The following is a 22,217-nucleotide window of genomic DNA, read 5'->3' on the forward strand; positions in this document are numbered from 1 at the left end:
ATGAAGTTATTTGAATTTCCATACTTTCAGACGGATTTAATACGGGTTTCGTCACCCTGGTCCGAACGGTTTAATAAAGCGCACTGGGACAAATTTTCATGCGTCACCATTCGGGAACATGGTGATAACTTTCTTCTTATCAACGATGAGAAACAATTCGCCGAGGTCAATCTAAAGGCACTGCCGGAACCCGCCGCTAAAGTGACCTTGGCAACGGTCGCCAAGTTCGAACCTGACGCGCTTTACCTTGCCTGCCTTCCGATTCAAGACACCGTCGAAATCGACGAAGTCTGGCATCTTGGTGCAGATGAACAAATCATCGAACAGATCCGTGCAAAAACAACGAACACGCAGTGGCCCGTTGAGGAAGTCCTAAAGTGGCTACTGGGTGAGTTTGTTTGCGATAGCCAAGGCGGCGGTTGCTTTGCTCAAATGTATCGGAATGACAACAGTATCCAGATTGGGAGTCAGAGCCGCTTTACTTTGATAGGCCGTCGCTGGTTGATTGATATGGTGCAGCGAAGCAAAGGTTCCTGGTTTATTGAACGACTCAGACCCCTCAGTCGACAGCAAAGCAACGGCATTCTATGGCTACAAGCCGACATTCAATTTGTTGATGCATCTTCAGCGGCATTATTGGCTTCAGAGGAAGCGCAGCAACAGATTTCCGCCATCATTGACAGTAATCAGAGCTACATCAGTCTGTGGCGAAAATACAATCAGTTAGAGCAAAAGAAAGCCGAGGCAGAAGCAATCGCGCAAGGCTATATCAGATACCGCTCCTATGAGCCGGTGGGCCAGGAAACGGTTCGTTGGCAGTTTGAGCTTGACCTTGATATGCAGGAAAAACTGCCAGACTTTGTTAGAGGCCTGCTTTCTAATTCCGAAGGCTTACTGGAAGCTGATAAAAACTTGCCTGAGTGGTTCACTCAGGACGAGTTATCAAAAGTTGTTTCCCCGCAGGACAAAGCGCGACGCTTCGCCGGCAAATTCATCAAAGCAAGTAAAAATAGCCTTACTCTTGAACCCGACTTTGGAAAGAAAACTATTTCTCCTCCAAAACAAGGCTATTTGTTTCTGTCATTGGCTGGCACGATGACCAGTCTTCAGCGTCGGCAAAAAGCTTGGGAGCTGATCAGTCAGGGGCAAAACCCTATGCCACAGCTTAGGTACCTCCTTGAAGAGAGAGAGGTGCCACGCATTCGCCGTCGGACTTTGGAAGCGCTGTCTCCTGCGGCGCGTATGATGTTCAAAGGTGAGCCAACTGACCGCCAACGTAAAGCACTCAACGCAGCCCTGAATACGCCCGATATCTGTTTGATTCAGGGCCCGCCGGGAACCGGTAAAACCCAGGTCATTGCGGCCTTGCTAAAACGCCTGGCTGAAGTGTCTGATTCTGAGCAGGTTCAGCATCAGACCCTAGTCTCCAGCTACCAACATGATGCCGTCGAGAATGCCCTAGAACGATCGGAGGTGTTTGGTTTACCGGCCCCAAAAATTGGAGGACGCAGAAATCGGGATGCTCAACGTATCGATCAGGTATCAGTCTGGAGTGAAGAACGTGCGATACAGGTCGAGCAAAAGCTCTCGACTCTTAAGGCTCAGGATCCTGTCTGGCAGGCTTGGAAAAACGTCCAGCAAAGTCTGACGAAGGCCATGGTCTCCCGCTTACTGCCGCAAGAGCTGCAGGAGCATCTTCGTGATGTCAGAAATCATCTGACTGCGCTAGCGGAAATTAGTCAACTGAGCCCTTCCTCGATTCTTCTTTGTGATTTGGACGACCTGATAAAACAGAAATTTGGTATCAATCAGTCACTGGTCAGCGGCGCTGACCTGAGACAGATACTTGCCTCAGTTAAGGCACTTCGCGTAACCGAAACTGCGTTTTGCGATGACGGCATCGATCGTGTACAAGATCTGCTTACCAGTGCTTACATTGGAAAAATAGAGCTGAAAGCAGCTGCTTTGGAGCTTCTTGAGCAAGCTTCAAATTGGCAGATGCCCTCAAATCGACCGGATCTGCCCAAGTTAAAGGCTCTGAAAGATAAAATACTCGACCGCCTTGTTGTGGATTCCCGTCCTATTAGTCAACGGAAAATGGCTGATAACAGCATCACTGAGCTGTTATGCCAGATCCGCGACGAGCTTTCGGGCAAATTTGAAGCAACCCGATATGGAGTCACCACGGTACTGGATGACTATGCCAACGCGCTTCGCTATCAGCCTGCAGCTGTGCGCAACGCAACGGCCGAATACTCAGCCGTGCTTGGCGCGACGTGCCAGCAATCTGCATCCAACTCGATGGCTGATCTGAAGATCATCGAAAACCGCTCATCTGTGGTGTTTAACACCATCATTGTTGATGAAGCTGCACGTGCAAACCCACTCGATCTCTTCATTCCGATGTCTATGGGCGAGAAGCGCATCATTCTGGTCGGGGATCATATGCAGCTGCCACACATTCTCGAACCGGAGTTGGAGCAAGACCTTATCTCTCAGGAGAGTTTGGATGAGTCTTTGGCTAGCGGTCTGCGGGAAAGTCTGTTTGCACGCCTGTTCCGCCAAATGAAAGCGTTGGAAAACAAAGACGGGGTTAACCGAACAGTCACTCTGGACAAGCAATACCGCATGCATCCAGTTTTGGGAGAGTTCATCAGCAATCAGTTTTATGATGGTGAGCTCAAGTCTGGTTTAGCCGCTCAAAACTTCGACCATGGACTGACCGAATATGGCAGCAAAGTCTGTGGTTGGATTGATGTACCCAATTGTGAAGGCTCAGAGTTTAAGAGTGGCCCCATCACTACCAGACAGTGTGAAGCCAAACGAGTTGCAGATGAAGTTGCCCGTCTTACCCACCTCATACCAACCAAGAGCATCGGGGTGATCTCGTTTTACAGTGCTCAGGTCACCGAGATCAAAAAAGAACTAGTCAAGCACGGTATCTGCGATTCAAACAGTGAATTGGAGATCAACAAAAACTACACCACCTTTACAGATCCCGATGGAAAAGTTCATGAACGTCTACGGATTGGCACCGTCGATGCTTTTCAGGGCAAAGAGTTTGACATTGTTCTGCTTTCAATGACCCGCAGTAACCCATATAGGGTCGATCTGAACTCCGAGTCCGAACTCAATCGAAAGTTCGGCCATCTAAGACTGGCCAATCGGATGAACGTGGCAATGAGTCGTCAACGCAGCCTTCTCATTGTGGTTGGAGACAGGGCAATGGCGACCTCAGTAGCGGCACAGAAAGCCGTTCCCGCGTTGAACAGTTTCGAAAATCTATGCAATGGAGAGCACGGCTTTGTTATTTAACCCTTCCAGCACGCCAATCATCTGCTCGCCTAAATTTGAACGCTTTGGATTTGAGCGACAACATCTGCTGGTGCCACTACTGGCCTGGAAAGTGCTGGCGCCGGGCAGAAATGCACGCAATGTAAACCTGTTTCAAAAAACGATCCTTAAGCTAATCCGTGCGGGTGTTGTGCATAGCAGCGAAATCGCAGACTACATGGCACTCGATCCGGAGCTGGTCAAATTTATCATTGCGGCACAACTGCAGCCAAACGGACTTTTGGATAAAAGCTTCAAACTAACCTCTGAGGCAGAAGAAGCTCTTGATGATGGCATCATCTGCGGGAGGGAGTTGTCAACGGCTTATCTGTTTCAGGAGCCATGGAGTGGCAAACTCCTGCCTCGTATTGCAAATGCCCTCGAAACCATCGAACCCGACAAATTTGACGACAAAGGATTCCCAACCTTCTTGCGCAGTCGCGGAGAAGGTAAATACGAGAAACCCTTTTGCCTCAAAGCTACCAAGCTTCCTGATGCGCCTGATACCGGGGCGGTCTTTGAGGCACTGGAGCGTGCAGAAACCGCCAGGTTCAACAGTCTGCAGGTCGGTGGTGATTGGGCTGAGTTACGCGCCACCTTTTCCAGAGGCTACGAGCTTTTGGTAGAGCGGCCTATTCAGGTACTGGCCTGGTGCTATGTGAAAAAGGCAAACAACGGGGAAGTTCCCTGGTTGGCCAGCGATCCTTTCGGTTATTTCCCGGCAGCAGACTATATGCGGGAGTTGTTGAATGAGCGTCTTGAGAAGGATCAACTCCTGGCCGGAAGAGTCGCACGCTTATTTAACATTGAATACGGAACCTCGGCAGACCTGCAAGCCACTATCGAACAGGATGAAGAACAGCTTCGTCTTGAGTTGTTGGCTGAGTGGCCTTGGCTTTCCGGGTATCCGGAACTTGAGAGGTACGTTGGCTCACTCTTGCGTTTGTCTAAAGCCAACATACTAAATGGCGAGAAATGCAGATGGGAGGACATCGATAGTGAATGTATCACTGCGCAAAAAGTCGCAGAATGCCTAATAAAAATACTCCTGAAAAAATATACCGGTAAATCTGTTTGCCACATGCTACGAGGCAACGACTTATCCGGAAGTGGGGAAAAACGTCAAAAGACACTGGATTGGGGCTCCCGAGTAACGCTATTTAACCACTTGCCGGTAGCAGGCCTCAATCTCAAGGAGTCCGAAGCGTTGGCAAGTGTTGACTCTAGGGGGATGCTCATGGCAATTGAGCGCGAACATGGCTCATTAAAATCGTTGCTGGCTGGTGCATTGCTGGCATGTTTCTGCCATCCGAGGCACCCCTTGGTTGAGCTCGAGCATCACTCCCCTGGGTGGATCCGCAAGCTGTTGCAGTTGGCCGATCTCAGAAATAAGGCGGGGCATGCATCGGGTGAGCTGCTAGATAAACAACACGTTTTTAATCAAACCCAATGGCTTATCAGCTGGGTTAAATTATTTGAGAAAGAAATATAAAAATGGCAAAAAAACCAAATAAGACTGCGTCAAGTGCGTCGAACAATCAAAAAGCCTCAGCTTCTGGCCTGAGCCTTGCCGAAAAATTGGCTAGTGTACTCGGGCGCTTGCCTGATGACGTTGAGCTGCAGGAGGGTATTTCAGAAGCAATTAAGGAAGAGGTAATTGCTAAAGCTGACGAACAAACACAGAATCTATTGGATGAGTTAATTTCTGAGTTAAACCGGCTGACTTCTGAGTGTAGCCGTTACCGCTCAAAACTCGAAATAGACACAGTACAAGCCAATGTAGAATCATCTCGTATCAATAATGAACGGACAATTCTTGAGCAAAATAAGGAAGCCTTCAAAAAAGAGAAAGCCGCTTTAAAAGCTCAGGAAACCGAACTGAACAAAGACAAATTGACGTTTGCTACTGAGCAAAATGAGTTTGCCATCAAGAAGCGTGAACTAGAAACTCGAGAACTCAATGCTGTTGCGGGCTTTGCCAAACAGAATGAGGCCTCGCTCGAACAGTTGCAGATAAAGAAAGTGGAACTGGAGCAGTCTTTGGCTGCACTGCAGTCAGCCATCGCTGCTGAAGAGCAAACTGCTGCTAATGCCCGTATGGAACGCCATCGCGAGTTATTAGTTTCTCAGCAAGGTGCTTTTAATGCTATTGCAGCTAAAGAGCGCAAACTTTTTGAGCAACGGGTTGAGTTTGATGCTCAGCAATACGAGCTCGAAAGTCTTAAACATAGCCTAGCTGGAAAGCTGGTTGCTCTACAGAATCAACAAAAACACCTGGATAAACAAGCACAGGAGCTGGCTGCGGAGCAACTGGCTGCCAAAGATCGTCAGTTGGAGGCTCTCCGTGAACGGCTCGCTTCTGCGAATGGTATGCTTGCAACCCGGGATAAAGAGCTTGAATCCTGGAATGATATTCGCCAGCTGATGGGGGACCGCTCTCCGCAAGCGCTTATTGAGCAACTCAATCAGGCACAACGGCAAATCGAAGAGCTTAAGAACGAACTCGCCTTGAAACCTTCTGGTTCGCTGCAATCGCAATACGACCAATTACGCCATGAGTTCGACTTACAGGAGCAGGACAAACTCGATCTGGAACGTCAGGTCAATGAATTACGTCGGACTGTGGCCAAGGGAGCAATGTCTGTTATCGGGCAGGAAACCCAAGAGAAAGAGCTTCGGGTTTTACGCAAGCACAAAGAAGTATTGTCCCGTGCCGTTGATGATCTAGAATCACAAGTCGATGATTTGGTACAGCGCCAGAGCAGTCAAACCGCTTTCCCTGCAATGCAAGCCATGGACAATGACCACAAGCTGCAAAGTCAGCCGAAGTTGGAAGCTGTTCGAGATCTTAAGCAGTTTGCCCAAGTGCTGCAGCATAGGATCGCGCTTGATGTGAATACTGGGAAAGAGCTTTACTACCGCCTCGAGGACATCCAAATTTTTCTCGGTGGTCTCGCCATGTCACGACTGGCTATTCTTCAGGGCATTAGTGGTACTGGTAAAACTAGTTTGGCTACCGCATTTTCTCGTGCCGTCGGGGGCCACTGCACCAGTGTCCGTGTTCAGGCTGGCTGGCGAGATAAAGAAGACCTGCTGGGTCATTACAACGCGTTTGAGAAAAAGTACTACGAGAAAGAAGCGGTACAAGGTCTTTATCGGGCTTCTTTGCCAGCTTACGCTGACCGACCATGCATTATTTTGTTGGACGAGATGAACCTCTCCCGTCCTGAGCAGTACTTTGCTGAATTCTTATCTGCTCTTGAGGAAGATCCTGAACGGCAGCAGATCGCGCTAGCAACCTCGCCTTGTCCCAATGCACCGAAAATGCTGATTGATCAGCATAAGCTGCAAATCCCGCAGAATGTCTGGTTCATTGGAACTGCAAACCATGATGAAACCACCAATGAATTCGCCGACAAAACCTATGACCGTGCCCATGTGATGGAGTTGCCTCGCAATGAGCACCGGTTTGAAATTGATACCCGTATCGCGGAAGAGCCCGTCAAGTTTAGTTTTGAATCGCTTATAGAGGCCTTCCATAGCGCCAAAGATCGTTACGCCTCCGAAATTGAACGGGTTAAAGGGTTTTTACATCCATCTAACAGCTTCAGTGATGTGCTGCAAAAGCAATTCAGTGTTGGGTGGGGTAACCGACTGGAGCGCCAGCTTACAGCCTTTATTCCTGTTGTTTTGGCGGCAGGAGGGAGCCTTGGTCAGGCCGTGGATCACCTGATCACAACCAAAGTTCTGCGCCCAGGCAAAGTGGTGGGCCGCTATGACACAACAAAGGATGATGTAAACCAGTTGATTGAGGCCCTGGAGGAAACTTGGGAACTGCTTTATACCGACGACAAACCGGTCAAAGGGCTACGTTTGCTTGAAAAAGAACTCGACCGTAAGGGGTGATCACTATCATGCTTCTTGACCGGTTTACCGGGGAAAAGCTTAACCTGACCGACCTGCCGCAAGAGATCATCTCCGGCAGATATCAGGTAGAGCAATACCCGTTGCAGTATCAAAGACGCTTTGAGCTTACAGCGGGTCAGCTGCTGCTCAATGAAGGTGGTGGTCGATGGCACTGCGGGCCCACATCGGGCACCTATTTCCAGCCGGGTTATCGCACTGCCGATGCCGAAACCCGCGCCAAAATTGAAGCCCTGCTCAGTGATACGGTCAGCGATATCGCGATACGCTTCAACAGCCGTTCACCTGCGGAGTTCCATAACGTTTCGCCGTTGCTGCCTCCGACTGTCTTAGGTCGAAGCGAGATGCAACCGTTGGAGTCACTGCTGCTTGAAGTATTTCAGGCGGGGCACCTTTATGAAATTGCCTATCGCTCTAGGCTGGAACTGATTCAGAAAGAGGAGCTGGTCCAGACTGGCAGAGCCAAACGCTTATCCAATAAGGCTCCTGATTATCTTGCTGCACATTCTGAAGACTGGCAATCCCGTACCTTTACTGGGATTATGCCTAAACGCGTCATTACACGGCTTAACGAAGATAACTACGACATATACGAGAATCGCGTCTTTGCACGATTGATCGATCACCTCGACATATACCTGGCAAGCCGCCTAAGGGAGATCGAGCAGCTCGCTGATATCTTTGATTCCGCTTTGTCCTATTCAGTGGGCAGCGACCTCTATTGGAAGATTAGTAAGAATATCTGCTCAATGTGGGGCCAAAGTTTTAGTGATGACGATCTAGAATTCGCAGCTTCCAGAAGTAAGGTCACTCTTGAAAATCTTCGTTTTCTGCTCCGGGAAGTGCGCGGCCTGCGCCAATCGAAGCTTTATAAGGCAATTCCGAGGAACGTGCATATTGGAAGCCAGCTGAGAATAACGAACGTATTGGCTCACGATCAGCATTATCGTCACCTAGTTCGACTATGGGACTGCTGGGTAAAAACTCAGGAGCGTACTGAGCTTGATCAGGATGAAAAGATTCGCCTCGCCCAATATCGCGCTAAACTCTACTCGGATTATGTCGAGTTAGTTGTATATCATGCACTTGAGGCGATTGGACTGCCTCCCTCTGATTCCAGTACGGTACTCGTTTTGGAAAAGGCCGGGCACGAGATTACATTAAGGAATCAATATTCTGCGCTCACGATCATTCCTATCTTTAGCGATCTGGAAAGTGCAAGTCTGCCTTCTGAGGCATACACCAATCACAGCGAACAGCGTCTGCTGATCTCTCCTTTAGCATCGACAAAATCAGGGCTTCGCCGACCAGACGAGTTCAATTGCCCGGCATTTCAACATACGGTCGAAACCGTTACTGCATCGCCGCTTGAACTGTTCTGCGTAGAGAACTTGGCTATGGCGCTTCAGCGCTGGTACGCGAAAGGCTTAGTCAATCGCTATGGCCAAAAGATTGAAGTCAGCCGTTCTATCCTTCGAGGCATTAGTATCGCAAATGCCAAAGTGGAGAATGACGCGATCAAGGTTCTGGCACCGCTGGAGTCCGACTGGACCAGTCAATTTGAGCAAAACATAAAAAAACTGAGTCTCGAAACGGGAATCCGGTTGTTGCCTGATGAGGTTGAGTCGGCGAAAAGTAACTTATTGTCAGTACATGCAGACTTACTTCGTTTGTCTCGCTGCCCTGAGTGCGCTGTTAAATCTGCAAGGTTTACGCCTCGTGAACATGATTGTTTTGAGGCAACGTGCGACTGTAACGCTACCTGGGGAATCTACAGACGGAAAGACGGTTCCAGAATATTTCAATTGACACCATCGAGCCCCAATAATCAGAACGCTTATCATGGTAGATTCAAAGAGTTGTTTGAAGTTCACCATACCAGTGCAGAGTCTGATAGCCTGACTCGGTAGATTTATTTCTTATCGGACGGGGAAGTAGTTTTCTTGTCATATAAGGATATTAAGGGATACTAAAAACAAAGGGTGGAGATAGCAAATAACGGTAACCATCAACTCAGGTTTGAGCTAGTACAGTTAAGCGCGCTCAGTAGTTATACTGTTCAGCCAAGCTGGTTTTTACTACCTGATACAAGCGTGTCTAGGTTATTGATGATGCTTAACTTTCCGCCTCCTTTACATATCGTGAGACTAGGGATAGCCTCTTTAACCAGACCCGAGTAAACTCACAGTCTAAGTATTTAAAACACGGAACGTTATGAAAAACATCCTATTAGCAACCATAGGGGCCAGTCCTCAGGTTCTTACAGAAACCCTGTACGCCATCCATCAGAGCGGTAAGCCGTTTCCAGATGAAGTGTTTGTTATTACCACGCTTTCAGCTAAGCCGTTGCTGATGAATGGTCTGTTTCGCGATGGTCATTTACAGGCACTAAAAGACGAATATAAGCTCCCCGATTTTCGTTTCGATGAGTCCCATATCTGGTTGATTGAAGATGATGACGGTAATCAGGTTGATGATGCTAAAACCGTTGACGACCAAAGCCTTATGGCAGACTTCATTACCAAGACACTCTTCAGGTTAACCAGTGTTCCCAACATTGCGCTTCATACATCACTCGCGGGCGGGCGCAAGACCATGGCATTTTACACTGGCTATGCCATGTCGCTCCTTGGTCGGCATCAAGACACGTTAAGTCATGTGTTTGTCGACGATGACTTTGAGTTTGTGCGTGATTTTTGGTTTCCTACAAAGTCAACCAAATGGGTCACAGGTAAGAATGGACAAGGCGAGGTAGATGTCAGTAAAGCCCAAGTTACTTTGGCGGAAATTCCGTTTGTTAGAATGCGACACTCCATTGACCCTAGCCTGCTGGCTTCGATGGAAAACCTATCATTCAGCCAAACTGTAGCCTTGTTGAATGCCGGGCAAGACCAAACCTTGTCGGTCAAAATCAATCCCAAGGCCAAAACTCTCGAGACCCTAGGCGTTGAGATTAAACTCACCGCAAAGGAATTGGCCTTTTATCTTTGGCTTTATCATAAAGGTGAAGCGGGGCTGCTGGTGGACAGATATTTTGATGAGGACCCAGCACACAGTCTGGGCTTTCTGAGTCTGTTTGCTACTATGTCGCAAGACCCTCGAGTATTTGAAAGTTTCGGGATAACCCCAGAGGATTTTAAAGAACAAAATCTTCATCAATTAAGAGGGATGGAGAAGTCTTTTCTTCAGCCCGTCTGCAGCCAGATAAATCACAAGCTTAAAAAAGTACTGCCGGCGGCAACTGCAGATAAACTAGCCGTGATGTCATTGCCAGAAAAAGTAGGTCAAAGGTATCGTGTGGCACTTTGCTCCCACGGCTTGCTTGATGATACGGCGCTATTGAATGGAAAGTCACAATGAAAAAATCTAATTTTGAGTTTCTCAGAGGCGTCAACGACTTTCTGTACGCGTTAGCTTGCGCTGCGGAAAATAATTTTCCAGATGATCCTAATACCTCATTGGTAAAAATGCGTCAGTTTGGTGAGATGACGGCAAAAATGCTCGCCAAATTATTAGGGATGCAGGAAATCCCTGATAATCAGAACGATCTTCTGCGTGAGATTGGGCGCTTACCCTTTATGGATAGTGGTATTCTCAGTGTATTTCATAAACTCAGACAGATTGGTAATAAAGCGGTACATCACTACCATAACGACCTAAATGATGCCGAAATGTGTTTACGTCTTGGGTATCGTCTTGGCGTATGGTTTTATCGTATTTCGACGAAAGAGATTGATTTCCAACCCGAACCCTTTGTACTTCCGTCAAAATGCGAAAACAGTTATTTGACTGAAGTCGAAGAAATGAAACGCCAGTTGGAGTCCGCCAATCAGGCACAGCATCAATCTAAAGCTGAACTCGAAGCCCAAAAGGCCCGCCTAGTCGCACTCAACGGCTATATCGCGATTCTTGAAAGTAAGCAGCAAGAAACGCAAGCGCAAACCGATGCGCGAATTACAGCACTCAAAGCGCAACTTGCGGCAAAGGATGCCGAACTTGCCAAAAAGACGGAACAACAACGCCGTACTTACCATAAGCAAATTACAGAGCAAGCAACCAGTCGCAGCCTTGAGTTGAATGAAGCTGAAACGCGTTACCTGATCGATGTCCAATTGCGCAAAGCGGGTTGGGATGCCGACAGTAAAAATCTTACCTTTTCTAACGGGGCTCGTCCTCAGGTAGGACGAAATCAAGCAATTGCAGAATGGCCGACAGCGAAGGATGAAACGGGAAAACTCGGTTTTGCCGATTACATACTATTTATTGGGTTGATGCCCGTCGGGGTGATTGAGGCTAAAAAGGCCAACGTAGACGTTTGCGGCAAACTCAGCGAAGCTTATCGATACAGTAAATGTTTCGATAATCACTTGTTATTTGAGCTACTTAAAGATGCCGCCAATGGTGATACTCAGCAGCTAGCACAGGTGGCAGAGTCCAAATCAAGCTATGCGGTTCGCTGGTTAGACACCGATGGCCGCACCTTTAATGTGCCTTTTTGTTTTTCTGCTAATGGCCGTGAATATCGCTCGGCCATCAAAACCAAAAGTGGGATCTGGTATCGCGATGTACGTCGCCCCACTAATATGCCCAAGGCATTACCAGAGTGGCACAGGCCAGAAGAATTGTTGGATCTGCTGGCGCGCGATAATCAACATCTCAACCAGTGGTTTGCTCAAAACACCGATATGAGTGACCTTGGCCTTCGCTATTACCAAGAAGAAGCCGTTAACGCCGTAGAGCAAGCCATTATCAACGGACAGCAGGATATTTTGCTCGCGATGGCAACGGGTACAGGTAAAACCCGTACCGCTATCGCCCTTATGTATCGTCTTATCCAGTCGCAGCGCTTTAGGCGCATTTTGTTTCTAGTTGATAGAACATCACTCGGCGCGCAGGCGCTCGGTGCGTTTGAAGATACCAATATTAAAGGTGACACCTTTAATGCCATATTTAATATCAAAGGCTTAACCGATAAATTTCCCGAAGATAGCACCAAAATCCATGTTGCAACCGTACAATCTTTGGTAAAGCGAACCCTACAAAGTGATGAAGTCATGCCTGTAGGCCGCTATGACTGCATCATAGTGGATGAGGCGCACCGTGGTTACATTCTCGATAAAGAGCAAACCGAAGGTGAAGAGAAATTCCGCAATGCCTTAGATTATATCTCTGCCTATCGGCGTATTATCGACCACTTCGATGCGGTAAAAGTCGCACTAACCGCCACCCCAGCACTGCATACAGTGGATATTTTCGGTGGGCCACAAAAGCAGCCTGTCTATCGTTATAGCTACCGTAAAGCTGTAATCGATGGTTATTTATGCGACCAAGAACCGCCGATCAAAATTAAAACCAAGCTCAGTAGCGAAGGAGTGTACCTGTCTCAAGGCACACAAGTGCAACGCTTATCTAACCGAGGTGAATTGATAAACGACACCTTAGAAGACGAACAGGGTTTTGAAGTCGCTGATTTCAACCGTAACTTAATTGCCTCTAATTTCAATAAAGTCGTGTGTCAGGAGTTGGTTAATCACCTCGACCCCAGCAGTGCGCAAAAAACCTTAGTATTTTGTGTAAACAATGCCCACGCCGATATGGTCGTTGATGAACTGCGCGCCGCGTTTAAAGCCAAATACCCGCAGTTGGAGCATGACGCGATTATAAAAATCACCGGTGATGCGGATAAAGACAGCACAAAAGTGCAATCCATGATCACCCGCTTTAACAAAGAGCGTTTGCCCAACATGGTCGTCACCGTCGATTTGCTCACTACGGGCATTGATATTCCGAGTATTTGTAATCTGGTGTTTATGCGTAAAGTGCGTAGCCGCATCTTATATGAGCAAATGAAAGGCCGCGCGACCCGGTTATGCCCACTGGTGGGTAAAACCTCGTTCCGGATTTTTGATGCGGTCGATCTCTACGCTACGCTCGAAAGTGTGGATACTATGCGTCCTGTGGTGGTGCGTCCTCAGGTTGACCTACAAACCTTGGTTAACGAAATCACCGACTCACAAACCTACAAAGTGATTGAGGCCGATGGCCGAAGCTTTGCCGATCATAGTCATGAGCAGCTGGTGGCTAAACTGCAACGCATCATCAGCCACGCCCAATTTAATCGTAATAAATCCAAAGAAGTCGAGTCGCATATCAAGCGCTTAGATGAACTGTGTCTCGATGCTGCTGGTTGCGATTTTTCAAGCCTTGGTAAAACGCTTAAACAAAAAGGGCCGCGATGGTCAGCGGAGATCTTCAATAACGTCACCACTTTGGTCGGGCGTTTAGAGCACCTTAAAACTGAAATTAATGCCCTGCGAGACATGCCGATTTTCACCGATATCCATGATGAGATCACCGATGTCAGCCAAGTATGGGGCGATCACGACAGCGCCGAAGAGTTTCTAGATGCCTTCGATCGCTTAGTTGATCGTTCTGCAAACCAACAGGAAGCACTCGATATTATTGTCAACCGCCCACGGGACTTGACCCGTAAAGGATTGATCGCGCTGCAAGAATGGTTTGATGCGCAAAACTACAACGACTCAACCCTACGAAGCGCTTGGAAAGTCGCTAAAAATCAGGATATTGCCGCTAAGTTAATTGGCCATATTCGCCGCGCTTCCATTGGCGATGCACTCATGCCGTTTGAACAACGGGTCGATTTAGCACTGACACGCATCAAGCGCAGTAAGGATTGGAATGCAGAGCAGTTAAGCTGGTTAGAACGCCTCGCCGGGTCGATTAAAGAAAAAGTCGTTCTAGATGAGGACACCTTCAAAACCGGTAACTACAAGCGCAAAGGTGGCAAACCCAAGCTGATGACGGTCTATGATGACCAATTAGACACCATACTCGCCGAATTTAATGAATATATGTGGGACGAACGGGCCTAGTTGCCTACAATCCTGTGCAACATCACAGCCCTTTGCCTGTAAATGAGCCTGTAAAGCCCGTGAGCGGCGGGGTGACAATCCCGCCTAACTTATCCCCGCATGGGGAGCTGAAAAGAGATTTATATGAATAACAACGATTTAGTCGCCAAACTGTGGAAACTGTGTGACAACCTGCGTGATGGTGGCGTGTCTTACCAAAACTATGTCAACGAGCTGGCGTCTTTACTGTTTTTAAAAATGTGCCAAGAAACCGGCCAAGAGCAAGATTTACTGCCAGTAGGATTTCGCTGGGCGGATCTGAAATCGCGCATCGGTCAAGATCAGCACCAGTTTTACCGTAATATGTTGGTGCAGCTCGGCGCAGACGATCACGCCATCGTGCGGGCCATCTTCCAAAACGTAAACACCACCATTACTCAACCCGCACAGCTCACTGAACTGGTCAGCAACATGGATAGCCTAGAGTGGTTTGATGGCGGCCAAGGCAAAAGCCGCGATGATTTTGGCGACATGTACGAAGGCTTATTGCAAAAAAACGCCAACGAAACCAAATCCGGCGCAGGGCAGTACTTCACCCCAAGGCCACTGATCAGCACCATAGTGCAAGTGATACAGCCCAAGCCACGGGAAATCATTCAAGACCCCGCCGCCGGTACGGCTGGCTTTTTGATTGAGGCGGATAAATACATCAAAGCTCACACCAACGATTTGGATGACTTGGACGATGATGACCAAGATTTTCAAATGAAAAAAGCCTTTGTCGGCCTAGAGTTGGTGCCCGAAACCCGCCGTTTAGCGCTGATGAACTGTTTGCTGCACGATATTGAAGGCGACGCCAACGAAGGGGCAATTCGCCTTGGCAACACCCTTGGCAGTGCCGGCGAAAACCTACCCAAAGCCGATGTGATTTTAACCAACCCGCCCTTTGGCAGCGCGGCCAGCACCAATATTACCCGCACCTTTGTGCACCCAACTGGCAACAAGCAGCTGTGTTTTATGCAGCATATTTACGATGCGCTTGAGCCGGGTGGCCGCGCGGCCGTGGTGATCCCCGATAACGTGTTGTTTGAAGGTGGCAAAGGCAGCGACATTCGCCGCGATTTAATGGATAAATGCAACCTGCACACCATTTTGCGCTTGCCGACGGGGATTTTCTACGCCGCAGGGGTGAAGACCAACGTGCTCTTCTTTCAAAAAGGCACGCCAGAAAATAAATACCAAGATAAAGGCTGCACCAAAGAAACATGGGTATTTGATCTGCGCACCAATATGAACACCTTTGGTAAGCGCCGCCCACTCACCGAGGCCCATTTTGCCACGTTTATTGCCGCCTATGGCCCAGATAAAAACGGCCAATCTGTGCGAGAAGAAGGCGTGTACGATACGCTCGGCGCGATGTATGCCGAAGACACCGACTCGGTAGAACACACCATCGACAACGCTCGCTGGCGTAAATTTAGCCGTGAGTATATTCGCGAGCAAAAAGGCGACAGCTTAGATATTAGCTGGCTGAAAGATCTCGAAGCCACTAGCGCCGAAAACCTGCCCGAGCCAGAAGTGCTGGCCGGAGAAGCGATGGCCGAACTCACCGAAGCCATGGCAGAAATTTACCAACTGATGCAAGCTCTGGGCGCAGAGGATATCGCAGAAGGGCAGAAGTTGTTGGTGGCCGAGGCGTTTGGGCTGCAAGAAAAGGTCCTAGGCGCGGCGCCTGCGGAGGCAAACGAATGAGTGAATTGCCGAAGGGGTGGGTGAAATGCAATATAGACTCATTGTGTACAAAGCCTGAACAGTTTAAGCCTTCTGATACATTGACATTTAAATACATTGATATAAGTAGTGTTGATAGAGAGTCTAAAACGATTACCTCACCCTCAGAAATATTAGGATGTGATGCTCCTAGTCGAGCGAGAAAACTCGTAAATACAGGTGATATCATTGTGTCAATGACGCGTCCTAATCTAAACGCTGTTGCAAAAATTCCACCGGAGCTTGATGGCAATATTGCATCGACGGGTTTTGATGTACTCAAGCCAATATTAATTGAGCCAGACTGGCTGTTTTCAATAGTAAAAAGTAAATCATTTATTGCTGCTGTCTCAGGAACTACGATTGGCGCACTATATCCAGCATGTAAAGCGAGTGATATTCGAAATTATGAATTACCACTTCCCCCACTCGCCGAACAAAAACGCATCGTAGCTAAGCTGGATGAAGTATTGGCGCAAGTCGATACCATTAAAGCGCGGCTGGATCGCATTCCCACGATCCTTAAACGCTTTCGCCAATCCGTCCTCGCCGCCGCCGTGTCGGGTAAGTTGACGGAGGAGTGGCGTGCGGGAAGAAATATTCCGGTAAAGGATTCGTTTGCGCAAGTAGCAGATTTTCGTGGGAAAAATCTTAAATCACTACCAAATGGTTGGATATGGGTTAGGTTTGATGCTGTGAATGAAGTAGCGTCTAACCTCGTAGATCCGTTAGATAATCCCAAGGATTTTCATATAGCCCCAAATCATATAGAAAGTAAGTCGGGTCGATTATTCGAATATACAACCGTTGAAGAAGATAAAGTTAAAAGTGCTAAACACCGTTTTTTTGCAGGGCAAGTTCTTTATTCAAAGATTCGACCATATTTGTGTAAAGCTGTAATTGTGGATTTTAGCGGTGTATGTAGTGCCGATATGTACCCATTAAATACGCAAATGGAGCCACGATTTCTTTTGAATTGGCTGTTAAGCGATCAATTTACTGAATGGGCATCTAATGGTGATAGTAGGACAGTTCTTCCTAAAATAAACAAAAAGCAGCTATCAGAAATACCTTGCCCTTTGCCTTCACCTGAAGAACAAAAAGAAATCGTCCGTCTTGTCGATCACTATTTCGTTTTTGCCGACAGCATCGAAGCGCAAGTGAAAAAAGCCCAAGCGCGGGTGGATAACCTCACCCAAAGCATTTTAGCCAAAGCCTTCCGCGGTGAGCTGGTGGCACAAGACCCTAACGACGAGCCCGCCGATAAGCTGCTTGAGCGCATTGCTCAAGCGCGCACGGAGGCTGAAGCGTTAGCCAAAACTGCGAAAAAACTGAAACAATAATTGATAGTAGATGAGTGTTTTTTATTTCAGCCCACCACTTCGGTGGGTGTTGTTCAATATTAGTCAATTTGGTATCGCTATGCATGCTAAAGCCTCGTTTGTTTTCTGGACCACATTGATCTTTTATGTGGTCACGCTGTTTAGCGTATCTTATGTTGGTGTTTATTTAACCTACATTGCATTACCGATATTATTACTTGCTGGTTTAGTCATGAAACTGACAACGCCAAAGCCTGAACATAAAGAGATTCAGGATAATATTTCTGGCGCGGTTAATGAGGCCCTAGAAGTAACCAGCAGTGTGCTTAACTCCATTTCATCCGGCTTGGGTGCTGCAACTCAAGAACTCAACATTTTTAACGAGAAGATGGTGTTAAAACAGCAAAAAACAAAACTGCTAACGGAGCAACGACTTCAGCTGAAATTGGAGATGATCCCAATTGAAGCCGACATAATCTCTCTCAATGGAGAGGCGAAAGCACTAAAAGAGGCTGAAATCAAAATACTGCAAAAACAATTAGCGCGACTTGACCAGCAAATTGATGCTGTGAAGCAAGCTTGTGAAGAAGCAGTAGATGCAAAATATGACACCAAATGAATTGCTCATAATCTGCTATTGTTGCGGCCATTGAGGGGAAGCAACTCACGATAGTAGAGAAATGTTTTAAAATTAATTGCTTATCAATTTTCTGCATGCACCAAGCATGCTTTTATAGGGAAATAACTATGTCCGTTTATCTATTAACATGGAACCCCAAAAACTTTTCCAATGGTGGAGAAGGCTCTGAATTAGGCACTTTAGATTACCAGAGCGGTGACGTTGTAAGGTGGTCTTGCCATAGTCAGCAGCCTAAGCTCGGCGATACAGTCTACCTAATTCGAGTGGGTGTGGAACCTCGGGGAATTATTGCAAAAGGAATTGTAAGTCAAGAAAGCTACTTAGATGAGCATTGGTCTGATGCCACTAAGCAGAAACGCTATATAGACTTTAAGCTTGAAGAGCTACGTTCTTCATGTGAGCAAGGTTTATTACCTATGATGTTGCTGCAAGGTGCGATGCCTGAGCAAAAATGGAGCCCACAAACATCTGGTATTGAAGTAAAGCAGGAATACAAAGATGCTTTAGCTACATTATGGCTGAACGGTCACGTCAAACATTCGGTGGCTCAGTTCTTCGAATGGTACTTAGCTAATGAGTTTAATTTTAACGAGAGTGGCTGGTACAAGCGTTATGTTGAAACCTGTAAGCTAGCAGAGCGGCTTAAACGTGGTAAAGAGATTTCTCAGGAAGAGCTTAAAACCCTTTGGTATGACGGAGGTAATGGTATTGCCAGTGTGGGACAGGGTTTTATGTATAAAAAAGAATTTGAGGAAAATCGCGAGTATTTATTACATGTAACCCGCCAAATTTTAAAGCAGCCAAACGAAGAAACCTACAAAAATTTAACAGCTGACTGGAAAGAGGCTGGCCGTTTTAAAAGGATACTCTGGGCGGTGATACATAGAGTGTTTGCAGCGGCTTCACCAGATAAATTTACCAGTATTGTGGGTGATGATTACATTAAAGAAGTGTTTGCTTGCCTCAATAACCAATATCAAATAGCCGTGATACGTCAAGCGACATGGCTTAGCGATAATACCGAGCTGCTACAAAAAACGAAAAGCTATTTACCCAAAAATATTGATGTTCAGACTCGCAATATTTTGCTTTGGAGCCTTTATGAGTGGAGAGCAACTTATAAGCAAGAAGACGGAGATGAAATTAGTGAGGTTCAAGAGGAAAAAGCAATCTACTCGAACAACGAACAATCTTCTCTACAAGCAAACACAGTCTTGAACCAAATTTTATATGGTCCGCCAGGTACTGGTAAAACCTATCTGCTCCAAGAAAAGTTCAAACAATACACGAGTCAGCCAGAAGTGCTGGAGCGTAATATTTGGTTAAAAACCAAGCTTGAACCGTTAAACTGGATGCAAGTTTTAACGCTGTGTTTACTAGAAATTGGTGGGAGAGCCAAAGTAAAACAGCTTGTTGAGCATGAGTATTTTAAGTGCAAAGCAGAGCTTAACAATCGAGATAAAAATCTTGCCAATACCGCTTGGGCAGCGTTGCAAAGCTTTACCGTGTTGACCTCAAAAACGGTAGAGTATAAGTCCCATAGTGAGCCTGCAATTTTTGACAAAACCGAAGATGCTTTCTGGTTTATTGTTGAGGAGAAGTTAGAGCTGGTGGAAGATTTGGTCGCCTTAGCAAACGAGATTAACCAAGGGCCACAATCTGCCGAGGTGATTAAGCGTTACAGTACCACCACCTTCCATCAGTCTTATGGCTATGAAGAGTTTATTGAAGGATTAAGAGCAAAAACCGATGATGACGGAAACATTCACTACTCTGTCGAATCGGGCGCTTTTTTACAGCTATGCCAGCGCGCAGCGAATGATCCTGACCACCGCTATGCAATGTTTATTGACGAAATTAACCGCGGCAATATTTCTAAAATCTTTGGTGAACTGATCACTCTTATCGAAGCAGACAAACGTACAGGCTGTAAACATGCTATATCAGTGAATCTTGCTTATAGCCAAGAGCCGTTTTCGGTCCCGTCGAATGTAGATATCATCGGCACCATGAACACCGCCGACCGTTCACTGGCGATGATGGATAGCGCGCTGCGCCGCCGCTTTGACTTTATCGAGATGATGCCAAACCCAATTCTGCTCCATGGGGCTGTGGTAAAAGGCATCGACCTTGAAACACTGCTAAAAACCCTGAACGAGCGCATTGAGATTTTGTACGACCGTGAGCACACCCTTGGCCATGCGTTTTTTATCCCAGTGAGGAACTTAAAAGCCGAAGGGAAGGAAGAGGAAGCTTTTACCAAGCTGGTGAGTGTGTTCCAGAACAAGGTCGTCCCGCTGTTGCAAGAGTACTTTTTTGAAGACTGGCAGAAGATCCGTTTGGTGCTGGGGGATAATCAGCGTGAATCGGACCTACAGCTAATTGAAACAAAAGAGCTTAAAAACAATGACCTTGATGCTCTGTTTGGCAAAAAGCATGACCTGAGTCCCTACGGTGAGGCGCTAACACGTTACAAACTGAAGATGTTTGATGAACCAGTATGGCGAGATGCTGAGGTGTATCGTCGTATGTATGCACATTCGACGAAGGACAACGATGCTGTGATGGCTCAAGGTGAAACAAGCGCTGAGGGTGTGTAATTCATGTCAGTGATACCACCTACTGTGTTTGAGTTCGGCTACCTCTGCTCTGACAGTTATGGCGCTTATGTTGAGGGGTACACAGTGATCCCCGATGCCGACTTCTGCTATTTAGAGAAGCGGTGTTTGACTGAGGATAACTCCGGTTTCAACCAGCTTATGAAGCCTTGCTTCAAGCGGGGTTGCAGGCTGCTTCAGGTACAAAATTATGTCGGAGTCATTTTTGTTCCTTCTGGTCATCATATTGAGGTGTTGCCGAAAGCGGGCTTGGATTCTGATTCGGGTGAAACGACTTATGAGCAAGCGCGTGCGACACTGCTCATCATGTTGCAAGCCTTGGGTGAATTTCGCCACATTCAGCTGGATAACGCTGCACTCAACACCCTGAAAATGCCGCTTCTTGAAGTGTTTATCTCGCAGTTTTTGGATTGTGTGAACCACATCGTTAAACGGGGGTTGAAGCGTGATTATGTGCGTCAGTTAGACAATCTTTTGGTTAAAAAAGGTAAGCTGAGCATGGTGGGGCAGCTTCGTTACAACACGGTGGCGAAGCACCGATTTTACTGCGAGTTTGATGAGTATGTTGAAAACAGGCCGGTTAACCGACTGTTGAAAACCGCCATGCTCAAGGTGCAAGGATATTGCAGGAACCACAGCAATCAGAAGTTGTTGCGAGAACTGTTATTTGCATTTGATACCGTGCCCAAAAGCTTGAATACTAAACAGGATTTTGGGAGTGTACAGTTCGACCGTGGGATGCAGCATTACCAACCCGCATTAAGTTGGGCGAAACTGATTCTGGGGGAGGCTTCACCGATTAGCATGCAAGGGGATGCAGGGGCACCTTCACTCTTATTTCCGATGGAGTCGGTGTTTGAGTCCTTTGTCGCGAAAACGCTGAGAAGCCAACTTCCCACCGCGTATTCGCTCCGTACTCAGGCTAAAACAGAAAAGCTTGTCACTCATCACTTAGGAGCAGATAAACAGCGAGAGTTGTTTACCCTAAAGCCTGATTTGATGATTGAAAAGGGCGGTGAGCAAGTTTGTGTGCTTGATACCAAGTGGAAACGCATCAATCCAGAAAGTACCGACAAGTTTGATTTATCCCAAGCGGATTTTTACCAGATGTTTGCTTATGGGCAAAAGTACTTGGAGGCTAAGGGAACGCTGATATTGATTTACCCACAGACAGGGAGTTTTCAAAAACCATTGGAAGGGCATTTTGCGTTTTCTGAATCATTAAGGTTATGGGTTCTACCTTTTAAAATCGATAAGAGCAAGAGCTATATAATTCTTCCCGAGGATGGCAGTTTGTCTTTCGGCTGAGATGGTTTTTTACCAAAACCTTTGATTTAAAAGTGGGAGCTATGCAACGCATAGCTCCAATCAAATGCGCCAAAAACCATAAATGTTGGATATTTCTTAAGTTAGAACAATAAAAATAAGGACGTTGGAAAACCTATGCAGCAAAGCACTTCGTTGCAGACAGGCATTTCCGCTAAATCATCATAAGCTTATTATCTCCGAGAACGGCAGCAATTCATTACTATGACCCTCAAGAGCATTTCGATTGTGAGGAAGTTATGTGTAAGCAGGTCGGTTACAGTAAATATCAAAAGCGGGTGATTCGGTTCCTGACAGAGTTTTTGGGTACCCATACGCCATTTTCCTACGAGCGAACCCAGACCAATCATCTGAAGGTACAGATAGATGGAGTGCCCAAGCCTCTTTATACCGGTTCAACACCTTCAGATAT

The 22,217-nt window shown here is 47.0% G+C and carries 11 protein-coding genes; all 11 read left to right on the top strand.

Going from position 1 to position 22,217, the window contains the following annotated elements; translation table 11 throughout:
- The 11 genes from L5L91_RS09550 (at nucleotide 1) to L5L91_RS09600 (ending at nucleotide 21,787) form a co-directional block, all read left to right on the top strand.
- Complete coding sequence (locus tag L5L91_RS09550; RefSeq protein WP_263236227.1) at nucleotides 1-3,315, top strand: DEAD/DEAH box helicase; 3,315 nt, start codon at nucleotides 1-3, stop codon at nucleotides 3,313-3,315.
- Nucleotides 3,305-4,825 (top strand): hypothetical protein, encoded by a 1,521-nt coding sequence (locus tag L5L91_RS09555; protein WP_263236229.1) that lies wholly within the window; start codon nucleotides 3,305-3,307, stop codon nucleotides 4,823-4,825. The genes L5L91_RS09550 and L5L91_RS09555 overlap by 11 nt, the downstream gene beginning before the upstream one ends.
- Nucleotides 4,826-4,827: 2 nt before the next feature.
- Nucleotides 4,828-7,239 carry an AAA family ATPase gene (locus L5L91_RS09560; protein WP_263236232.1) on the top strand — a complete coding sequence of 804 codons (2,412 nt, stop codon included), beginning with the start codon at nucleotides 4,828-4,830 and terminating at the stop codon, nucleotides 7,237-7,239.
- 8 nt (nucleotides 7,240-7,247) lie between these two features.
- Nucleotides 7,248-9,167 carry a hypothetical protein gene (locus L5L91_RS09565; protein ID WP_263236233.1) on the top strand — a complete coding sequence of 640 codons (1,920 nt, stop codon included), beginning with the start codon at nucleotides 7,248-7,250 and terminating at the stop codon, nucleotides 9,165-9,167.
- A 304-nt stretch (nucleotides 9,168-9,471) separates the two neighbouring features.
- On the top strand, nucleotides 9,472-10,617 hold the full coding sequence (gene csm6 / locus L5L91_RS09570) for a CRISPR-associated ring nuclease Csm6 (protein WP_263236236.1): 1,146 nt from the start codon (nucleotides 9,472-9,474) through the stop codon (nucleotides 10,615-10,617).
- Entirely contained in the window at nucleotides 10,614-14,150 is a 3,537-nt protein-coding gene (gene hsdR / locus L5L91_RS09575; RefSeq protein WP_263236238.1) for a type I restriction-modification system endonuclease, read from the top strand. The genes csm6 and hsdR overlap by 4 nt, the downstream gene beginning before the upstream one ends.
- Nucleotides 14,151-14,273: 123 nt before the next feature.
- Nucleotides 14,274-15,881, top strand: a complete 1,608-nt coding sequence (locus tag L5L91_RS09580; protein WP_263236239.1) for a type I restriction-modification system subunit M — start codon at nucleotides 14,274-14,276, stop codon at nucleotides 15,879-15,881.
- Nucleotides 15,878-17,242 carry a restriction endonuclease subunit S gene (locus L5L91_RS09585; protein WP_263236242.1) on the top strand — a complete coding sequence of 455 codons (1,365 nt, stop codon included), beginning with the start codon at nucleotides 15,878-15,880 and terminating at the stop codon, nucleotides 17,240-17,242. The genes L5L91_RS09580 and L5L91_RS09585 overlap by 4 nt, the downstream gene beginning before the upstream one ends.
- A gap of 10 nt (nucleotides 17,243-17,252) precedes the next feature.
- Entirely contained in the window at nucleotides 17,253-17,840 is a 588-nt protein-coding gene (locus L5L91_RS09590; RefSeq protein ID WP_263236245.1) for a hypothetical protein, read from the top strand.
- Between the two features lie 437 nt (nucleotides 17,841-18,277).
- Nucleotides 18,278-20,461: an McrB family protein gene (locus tag L5L91_RS09595; RefSeq protein ID WP_263236247.1), complete on the top strand. Its 2,184-nt coding sequence runs from the start codon at nucleotides 18,278-18,280 to the stop codon at nucleotides 20,459-20,461.
- Between the two features lie 3 nt (nucleotides 20,462-20,464).
- Nucleotides 20,465-21,787, top strand: coding sequence for an McrC family protein (locus tag L5L91_RS09600; RefSeq protein WP_263236248.1), 1,323 nt, complete (start codon nucleotides 20,465-20,467; stop codon nucleotides 21,785-21,787).
- Nucleotides 21,788-22,217: the final 430 nt, after the last annotated feature.

Origin of the sequence: Shewanella sp. SM55 (assembly GCF_025654025.1) — a bacterium.
In the GTDB taxonomy this organism is placed as follows: Bacteria; Pseudomonadota; Gammaproteobacteria; order Enterobacterales; family Shewanellaceae; genus Shewanella; species Shewanella oncorhynchi.